General features: G+C 53.9%; 7 protein-coding genes. All 7 read right to left on the bottom strand.

What is annotated here, in order from left to right; all coding sequences use genetic code 11:
- Window positions 1-536 precede the first annotated feature (536 nt).
- The 7 genes from AC790_RS14825 to AC790_RS14795 all read right to left on the bottom strand — a co-directional run bounded on the left by AC790_RS14825 (window position 537) and on the right by AC790_RS14795 (window position 7159).
- A complete protein-coding gene (locus AC790_RS14825) occupies window positions 537-746 on the bottom strand; it encodes a glycine zipper 2TM domain-containing protein (protein WP_007888377.1) in 210 nt (69 codons plus the stop codon).
- A gap of 201 nt (window positions 747-947) precedes the next feature.
- Window positions 948-1679 carry a YoaK family protein gene (locus AC790_RS14820; RefSeq protein ID WP_049852271.1) on the bottom strand — a complete coding sequence of 244 codons (732 nt, stop codon included), beginning with the start codon at window positions 1677-1679 and terminating at the stop codon, window positions 948-950.
- A 174-nt stretch (window positions 1680-1853) separates the two neighbouring features.
- A complete protein-coding gene (locus AC790_RS14815; protein WP_049852270.1) occupies window positions 1854-2714 on the bottom strand; it encodes a DeoR/GlpR family DNA-binding transcription regulator in 861 nt (286 codons plus the stop codon).
- Window positions 2715-2872: 158 nt separating this feature from the next.
- Window positions 2873-3820, bottom strand: coding sequence for a D-ribose ABC transporter substrate-binding protein (locus AC790_RS14810; protein WP_007888383.1), 948 nt, complete (start codon window positions 3818-3820; stop codon window positions 2873-2875).
- 72 nt (window positions 3821-3892) lie between these two features.
- The gene (locus AC790_RS14805) at window positions 3893-4948 is read right to left on the bottom strand and encodes an ABC transporter permease (protein ID WP_049852282.1); all 1056 of its coding nucleotides are present in this window, start codon (window positions 4946-4948) and stop codon (window positions 3893-3895) included.
- Window positions 4949-4970: 22 nt separating this feature from the next.
- Window positions 4971-6509, bottom strand: coding sequence for a sugar ABC transporter ATP-binding protein (locus AC790_RS14800; protein ID WP_049852269.1), 1539 nt, complete (start codon window positions 6507-6509; stop codon window positions 4971-4973).
- Window positions 6506-7159, bottom strand: coding sequence for a DUF2291 domain-containing protein (locus tag AC790_RS14795; RefSeq protein WP_007888392.1), 654 nt, complete (start codon window positions 7157-7159; stop codon window positions 6506-6508). Before AC790_RS14795 ends, AC790_RS14800 begins: the two co-directional genes overlap by 4 nt.
- Window positions 7160-7572 lie beyond the last annotated feature (413 nt).

Raw genomic sequence — 7572 nt, 5'->3', positions numbered from 1 at the left:
GCCGGTTAACTTCGTTCATCGTGAAAAACTCCGCACCAGAAGCCGTCATATCAGGATCCTCAGCAGGTAGCCCGAAGCGGCCAGGTAAGCTTAGCTCAGAACGGCCAGGTCAGCTTTGCTTCCATAATCTAAGTGCGCATAATCATGATTATGTTAAATGAGATATGCCAATGCGCACTCAGGCCCAACAAACCTTATCTCCTGCCCTTAACGACGCCTGCCAACTTTCGCCGCCCTGAAAAATAGATTGAATAAATTCGGCTCGATAAGTGTTTACTCTTCATACGCCGAACCATCGCTGGGTAAAGGACAATTCAGAACTCTTGGCGTGTTATTTATGACAAAGAAGTTAACGCTCGTCTAATCTCGGCAGTAATGCGCGCCCTGCTTCGCCGATCTCGTTGGATTTGGCGTGTTTGTATTTTTAGTCTGGATTTTGGGTAATCAAAATAACCGGGGATGTTTAAAGGCAGGTAATAATCAGAACTCTGATTCGCTGCCGCTAAATAAGGCAGCGAATCTCAATGGCAAGAAAATTAACGGCTCACTTCATGTCCGATTAAGCCACCAATCGCCGCGCCGCCCAGCGTGCCGAAGGTGCTGCCGCCGGTTAATACCGCGCCGCCTACGGCACCGACACCGGCACCAATCGCGGTGTTTCTGCCACGATGAGACATGCCGCAAGCGGTCACCGAAAACATCACCAACATAACCATAGCAATTTTACAGCTGCGTTTTAAAAGCATACAAAGCCTCACTGCCATTATTTTATGGCATGCAAAAGTGTTTATTTGATTGTTGTTAAAATACCCAATCTGTTGTGACTGGCACTGCTCGTCGGCGTGAATTTAAGGGGTTTTCAGACGCTGCGGAAGGTAAAAATTCCTATTTGAAGCTGGCACTAGCAAAGCGGCTTAAACGGAGCCGCTTTGCTCGTCATCACCGGGTTATGCCGCCGTGCGCTTTGCCCGCACCACCGTTCTCACCATCGCCAGCGTGGCGACTATCAACAGAATGGCACCAACCATCGCCATGGCTTTAAAGCCGAGATGTTTGAACATCATCAAACCGACAATGCCACCGATCAGGAAGGAGAAAATGGTGGTCAGATGCGTCCACAGCTGGCGCTTCTGCCCGGATACGTTTTTCGACGGATCGCGCCGAAACAGTGCCGCTATGACCGAAGCCAGAGAAATCCCGGCATCGGTTAAGGTGCCGGTAATATGGGTTGAGCGTACGCGGCCATTGGATAATTGCGTCGATGTTGAATTATGTATGCCCATCAGGAAGCCCAGAATGACAATAACTTCGCGATTATTGGCCGATGAATAAAAGAACAGTTCAAATAGCGATAATAATATTAATGCCAGCCCTTCCACCCAGAGAATCTGGCAGAAAATAATCCGGTTGCCATTGGCCAATCCGCTAATCACCACCATTCTGGCGGTGACCGCGCCACAAACAAAAGCAAACAGAATGGTAGCTAAAAAGGTGATGTCGCGGAAATTAACGTTCGACACTTCACTGGATAATTGTGAGGTATTACCTGACATGTGTGAGGGAAAAAAACCAAATGCCCCAAGGGCGATCGCATTGAGCACTCCAGCGGCGGTGGCTAACCACATCGCCAGATTGCGATCCTCATCATGCGTGCGCGTACGTTTAAGTTTAATCAGCATCAGATACCCCATCATTCTGAAATTTGGCCTAATAGTAAACGTAGAGCAAATTGGCAATATAATGACCAGGAAACCCCTGAATAATTAACAAGAGTGTTAAAGAAACTAAAAAAAGCAATTAAGTCTCGATATATTTAAATAAATGTAAAGAGACGCAGCGTGATAATGCGTTCTTTATGATGGAGCGTTGCTGGCTATTTTCATCGGTGCCACTACGACGTTGACGCCCAAATCCTGCATGCGGCGTAGAATCGGTACCGGCGTGCCCTGATTGACAATCACCACGTCGAATTCACTCAGATGAGCAAAGCGGTGCAGCGCCCGACGTTCAAACTTAGTGTCATCCATCATCAAAATGCGCTTCTGCGCCGCGTCAAACATCGCGCGTTTAGTTTCTACCGTTTCAGCGGATTGGTGAAACACCGCGTCCTCGATAATCGCCGACATGCTGACGAAAAACACGTCGGCGCGCAGGCTGGCAATCTCTTCGCGCGTCATGCGGCCCATAAAGGCATTGCACCAGTGATAAAACTGTCCGCCCAGCCCCATTAAGGTGATATCACGGCCGTTGCGCAGCTCGTTCATTAAGGTTAGCGAGTTGGTGATCACCGTCAGCGGCGCACGTGCGGCCAGCAGCCGCGCCATCTGCAATACGGTGGTGGAATCATCAAGAAAAATGGCCTGGCCCGGCTCCAGATAGGTCGCGGCCACATCGGCAATGGCCTGCTTCTCTTCCAGCTGGCGCGTGGCACGATAAATATCACTGGATTCGACGAGGCTGGTTGGCGTGGCTGAAACCACGCCGCGAGATTTATGCAGCAGCCCACGCTCCACCATTTCATCGATATCCCGATGTGCGGTCATCAAACTGATGCCGAAGCGATCGGTAATATCTTCGATGCGAATCGCCCCTTCAGCCATTACCGCTTCAGCGATCAATTGGCGACGCGCCAGCTGGCGTGCCTGACGGCTATCGCTGGGGAGGGTTTCGGCCATAAAAACGCCAAGGGAAGAGTCCTGCGGGTTGTGCGCCATATTTCATCCGGTGTGAAGCGAAAAGCGGTTCGGCACTTATTACAGCGTTTAAACAAGGTTTTGGCAAATGACGACAGGTAATGATGATCGCACGTACCGTAGCGGCGCAATTTATTGCGCGATGAATCGCGCCGCTACAGGACTGTGCGCTCCGAAACTTACTGCTTCAACACAAACGGCGAGGCGAAGTTGCCGGCGTTCTCTTTGGTGATCAGGATGCAGTCAAACAGCTGCTTCTCGGATGCGGCACCGGTTTTACCGGTTTTCAGGAAACTGTCCGCCTGCTCTACCGCTTTCTGCGCGAACTGTGCCACCGGCTGCATCACGGTGTAGGCCAGCGTGCCGGCTTTCACGGCGTCAACCGCATCGGGCGATCCGTCAAAGCCGCCAACTTTAATCTGATTCAGCTTGCCCGCCTCTTTCAGTGCAGCAATGGCGCCCAGCGCCATCTCGTCGTTGCCGCTGATCACGCCTTTAATGTTGGGATTGGCCTGCAGCAGCGACTGCATCTTATTGAAGCCCTGGGTACGATCCCAGTTGGCCACTTCCTGGCCGACTTTTTTCAGGGTCGGGTATTGCGTCAACACGGTATCAAAACCGTTGGCGCGGGTGGCGGCATTGTTATCCGATGGCGGGCCAACCAGCTCAACATAGTTCGCGGTATCGCCCACCTGCTTCACCCACTCCATCGCGCCGACCGCGGCGCCCTGAGCGTTATTCGAGACCAGCTGCGCTTTGGCGAGGCCGCTCTGATTAAGCTCGGCGTTAATGATAAACACGGGAATATTGGCGGCGATGGCCTTTTTCACCGATCCGACCGATCCATCGGCGTTAGCCGGGTCGAGAATAATCGCTTTGGATTTGTTGGTGATCGCCGTATCAATCAATTGGCTTTCGGTGTTGGTGTCACCTTTGTGCGCGCTGACTTTGGCGCTGTAGCCGAGCTTTTCAGCGGCCTTTTGCGCCACCTGACCTTCTGTCAGCCAGTAAGGGTTAGAGGGATCGTTAACGATGATGGTCATTAAGCCGTTGTCGGCCCAGGTGGGTGCCGCAAAGGTGGTAATGGCCATCGCCGCAGCAGCGATGAAGAGACGTTTTGTGAACATAGTAGGTGCTCCGTTATTATTGGGGTACAGGTTTTACGGATATCCGCACGCTGCTGAAGCAGCGCGCGTGAATTAGCGAGCGCGCCGCCCGTATTGCAAGGTATTGAGCAATACCGCCAGCACGATCACGGCACCAGTGAACACCGTCTGCCAGTAAGCAGAGACGCCGATAATCACCAGGCCATCAGAGAGAAAACCAATCACGAACGCGCCAAGCAGCGTGCCGCGCACGTTACCGCGTCCACCGGTTAAGGCCGCGCCACCAATCACCACGGCGGCAATTGCCGTTAGCTCATAGGTGGTACCCGCCGTTGGCCCTGCCGAGGTGAGCTGGGAGGAGAGCACCAGCCCGGCTAATGCGGCGCAAACGCCGGACAACACGTATACGCTGATCTTGATGCGCTTCACTGGCACGCCCGACAGATCGGCAGCACGTTCATTGCCGCCAGAAGCGTAGAGCCAGCGACCAAATGCCGAGCGGCTGAGCAGGAAGCCACAGGCCAGCGCCACCGCGCCGAGTACCAGCACGCCGACCGGGATATTGAAGATGCGGTTGAAGCCAAGCCAGTCGAAACCGGTATTGCCTAACGCTTCGCTGCCAGAGAGTTTGTTGTAAGTCAGGCCGTTGGTGATCAGCAGCGCAATACCGCGCGCCACGTACATGGTGCCAAGCGTAGCGACGAACGCCGGGACGCGGAACCAGGCAATCAGTACGCCGTTGACTAAGCCCACCAGCGCGCCCACCACCAGCGTCAAAATCGCTACCGCCCACACTGGCAGATAGAGCACCACGCCGAGCACCTCCAGATTGATGCCCTGCATCATAAATCCGGCCATCACGCCCGCCAGACCGAGCGTTGATCCCACCGAGAGATCGATGCCGCCGTTCAGGATCACCAACAGCATGCCAATCGCCGGCAAGCCGAAGATCGCCACATGTGACGCCATGGTAAGAAAGTTGGCGCCGGTAAAGTAGTTAGGCGACAGGAAGGAAAAAGTCGCGATAATCACCAGCAGCGCGATAAAGGCACGCCCTTCCAGTAGCAGGCGCGCCACGTTGAGCGGTTTATCACGCTTTTTTGCTGCGGCCACCGGCGGCGAAGCCAGCGTTTGTGTTCTGTCACTCATCTGTTTTGCTCCGTTTTTCATGTCATGCCACCAGAGACTCGCCTGAAGCGGCCATAATGCGTTCTTTGCTGACTGACGCATCGAAGATGGCGGAGATGCGCCCTTTGCTCATCACCACAATGCGATGCGCAATACTCAGGCACTCGCCCACTTCCGACGTGGTATACACCACCGCCAGCCCTTTTTTGGCGTTCTCTGCCAGCAGGCGAAACACTTCCGCTTTAGCGCCGATATCGATGCCGCGACTCGGTTCATCCAGCAAAATCACCTTAGGACGGGTGGCGAGCATCTTGCCGATCACCACTTTTTGCTGATTACCGCCGGAGAGCGACCCAATCGCCGCTTCGCCGCCGGCGGTTTTCACCGTGACATTGCGAATACTGTCGTTAACCAGCTGCTTTTCACGACTTCTCGACAGCACCAGGCCGCGCACAAAGTCGCCGATGCTGGCGAGCGACAGGTTCTCGCCCACCGACATGGTTTGCACCAGGCCGTCGCGTTGCCGATCTTCCGGCACCAGCGCCAGCCCGATTTGAATGCGTTGTGAAATGGTCAGTGCGGAAATATCGGTATCCTGCAGCAGAATCTGCCCGCTGTTTTGCGGCAGACGTCCGGCGATGCACTCCAGCAGCTCGGTGCGTCCGGCGCCCATCAGGCCATAAATGCAGACGATCTCGCCGGCCCGTACCGCCAGTGACAGGTTGTCCACCAGCCGGATGCCGGTTTTACTCTTCAGCGTGAGATCTTTTACCGTCAACGCCGGTTGGCCGAACTCATAACCCTGCGGCGGCGAGCCAAGATCAAAATGGTCGCCCACCATATTGCGCACGATCCATTCGAGGTCGATCTCATCGCGTTTGGCATACGCCGTCATCGCGCCGTCACGCAGCACCACCGCGCGGTCGGTAATCTCCAGCGCTTCTTCCAGGTGGTGCGAGATATAGACAATCGCCACGCCCTGGCTGGTTAAATCGCGAATCACCTGGAACAGTACCGCTACCTCTGCCGCGCTCAGCGCCGACGTTGGTTCATCCATGATTAAAATCTGTGAGTTCACCGATAGCGCGCGGGCAATTTCGACAATCTGCTGCTGACCGAGACGCAGGTTTTCTACCGGCGTAAGCGGATCGATCTCCTCTTCCAGCGCCGCCATCAGGTGCGCCGTCACGCGCGCTTCTTCGGCGTAATCGACGCCGCCTGGCTTCATGATTTCGCGCCCCATAAAGATGTTGTCGCGCACGTTCATATTGGGCGCGAGGTTGAGCTCTTGATGGATAATCGAGATGCCGCAGTCACGCGCTTCAGTGGCGGATCGAAACGTCTTCTCTTCGCCGTGTAGTAGAATTTCCCCGGTTGTTGGCGTAATCACACCAGACAAAATTTTCATCAGCGTCGATTTACCCGCGCCGTTTTCACCAAACAGCGTGGTCACTTCGCCACGACGAATCTCGAAATTGACGCCCTTCAGCGCGTGCGTGGAGCCGTAAATTTTGCTGATATTGCGCGCCTGCAGGATCACCTCGCCTTTTAGCAAGGCAGGATTAACATTGAACGGTTTCATTTCACCTCCATGCTTACCGGCGTCACCATCCAGTTTTTCGCGTTGAGCAGACGGAACACGCCGACTACCTGCACGGTTTTCCCCGGCAGCGCGTCGCGATCCAGCGGGTCGAGCACGGCGGTTTTCATTGCGCGATTAATGGCTGAACCGGCATTTTGATACTCGATTTGGTTAGTGAAATCGCCGAACTGAATCTTGCCGCTGGCGTCACGCAGATCGGTGCCGGTAATCGCCGGACCGGTTTGCAGTCGCACCTGCATATCCCCCGCTAATCCGTCGATTTTCAGCGGGAAAATGCCCATCTGACCCGCCTGCACTACGCCTTGCAGTTTTACCGCGAACACCGGCAGCGGCGCGCCTACGCCATATTTCTGCACTGCGTCCTGCTGATTAGCCTGTAGCGCATCGGCCAGGGTTTTCGCGTCTACTGCACGTGACTGCACATCCTGCTGAATGGTTGGGAAGGTTTTCTGGCCGTAGCTGTCGGGCGAAAAGCCCTGCTCTTGCGCGTCATCAGCGGAGCCAATTTTCACCACTTTGGTGTCGAGCGCCATCGCACTGATAACGGCGATCACCACAATGCCTATCGCCGCGTAGCGCTTAACCCGCTTACGGGCAATCTGTTGAGCCAGTATCGAGACATCGGACATAACGTGACCTCTCAAGCTATCAGCTGCGATAATCGCGCCGATAATGTTATAAGTGTGATAACTTGTGTGATGAGAATTGTGCTGATGTGACTAAATTGTCAACAGCTGACGCGCAATTTTTTCAGGAGAGCGATCTGGATCGCTTAATTGATGTCGGTCGCATCACAAACCGCTATTTCCGCGCCTTGCATGGCTTTTCTACGTGATATTTCATTTTCATTTACTCGCCTATATCGCTCATTTCGTGATCGACTTCGCTTTCTCATGTGAAATTTATTCGTTTTTTAGAAAAATAATACAATCGATATGTTATCTCAGTGGGAAGTGGTGTAAGACATTATTTAGCAAAATCATCACAGACCGTTAACACCTCGCGGGGTGATTAACGGCGATGAACTGAACTCTTCTTCTCT

Origin of the sequence: Pantoea sp. RIT-PI-b (genome assembly GCF_001187905.1) — a bacterium.
Lineage (GTDB): Bacteria > Pseudomonadota > Gammaproteobacteria > Enterobacterales > Enterobacteriaceae > Pantoea > Pantoea nemavictus.
This window is presented reverse-complemented; position numbering and strand designations above follow the sequence as displayed.

What these genes read in the sequence shown, in the direction of transcription:
- AC790_RS14825 (WP_007888377.1), bottom strand. Translation starts at nt 746, where the DNA reads ATGCTTTTAAAACGCAGCTGTAAAATTGCTATGGTTATGTTGGTGATG.
- AC790_RS14815 (WP_049852270.1), bottom strand. Translation starts at nt 2,714, where the DNA reads ATGGCGCACAACCCGCAGGACTCTTCCCTTGGCGTTTTTATGGCCGAA.
- AC790_RS14820 (WP_049852271.1), bottom strand. Translation starts at nt 1,679, where the DNA reads ATGCTGATTAAACTTAAACGTACGCGCACGCATGATGAGGATCGCAAT.
- AC790_RS14805 (WP_049852282.1), bottom strand. Translation starts at nt 4,948, where the DNA reads ATGAGTGACAGAACACAAACGCTGGCTTCGCCGCCGGTGGCCGCAGCA.
- AC790_RS14800 (WP_049852269.1), bottom strand. Translation starts at nt 6,509, where the DNA reads ATGAAACCGTTCAATGTTAATCCTGCCTTGCTAAAAGGCGAGGTGATC.
- AC790_RS14810 (WP_007888383.1), bottom strand. Translation starts at nt 3,820, where the DNA reads ATGTTCACAAAACGTCTCTTCATCGCTGCTGCGGCGATGGCCATTACC.
- AC790_RS14795 (WP_007888392.1), bottom strand. Translation starts at nt 7,159, where the DNA reads ATGTCCGATGTCTCGATACTGGCTCAACAGATTGCCCGTAAGCGGGTT.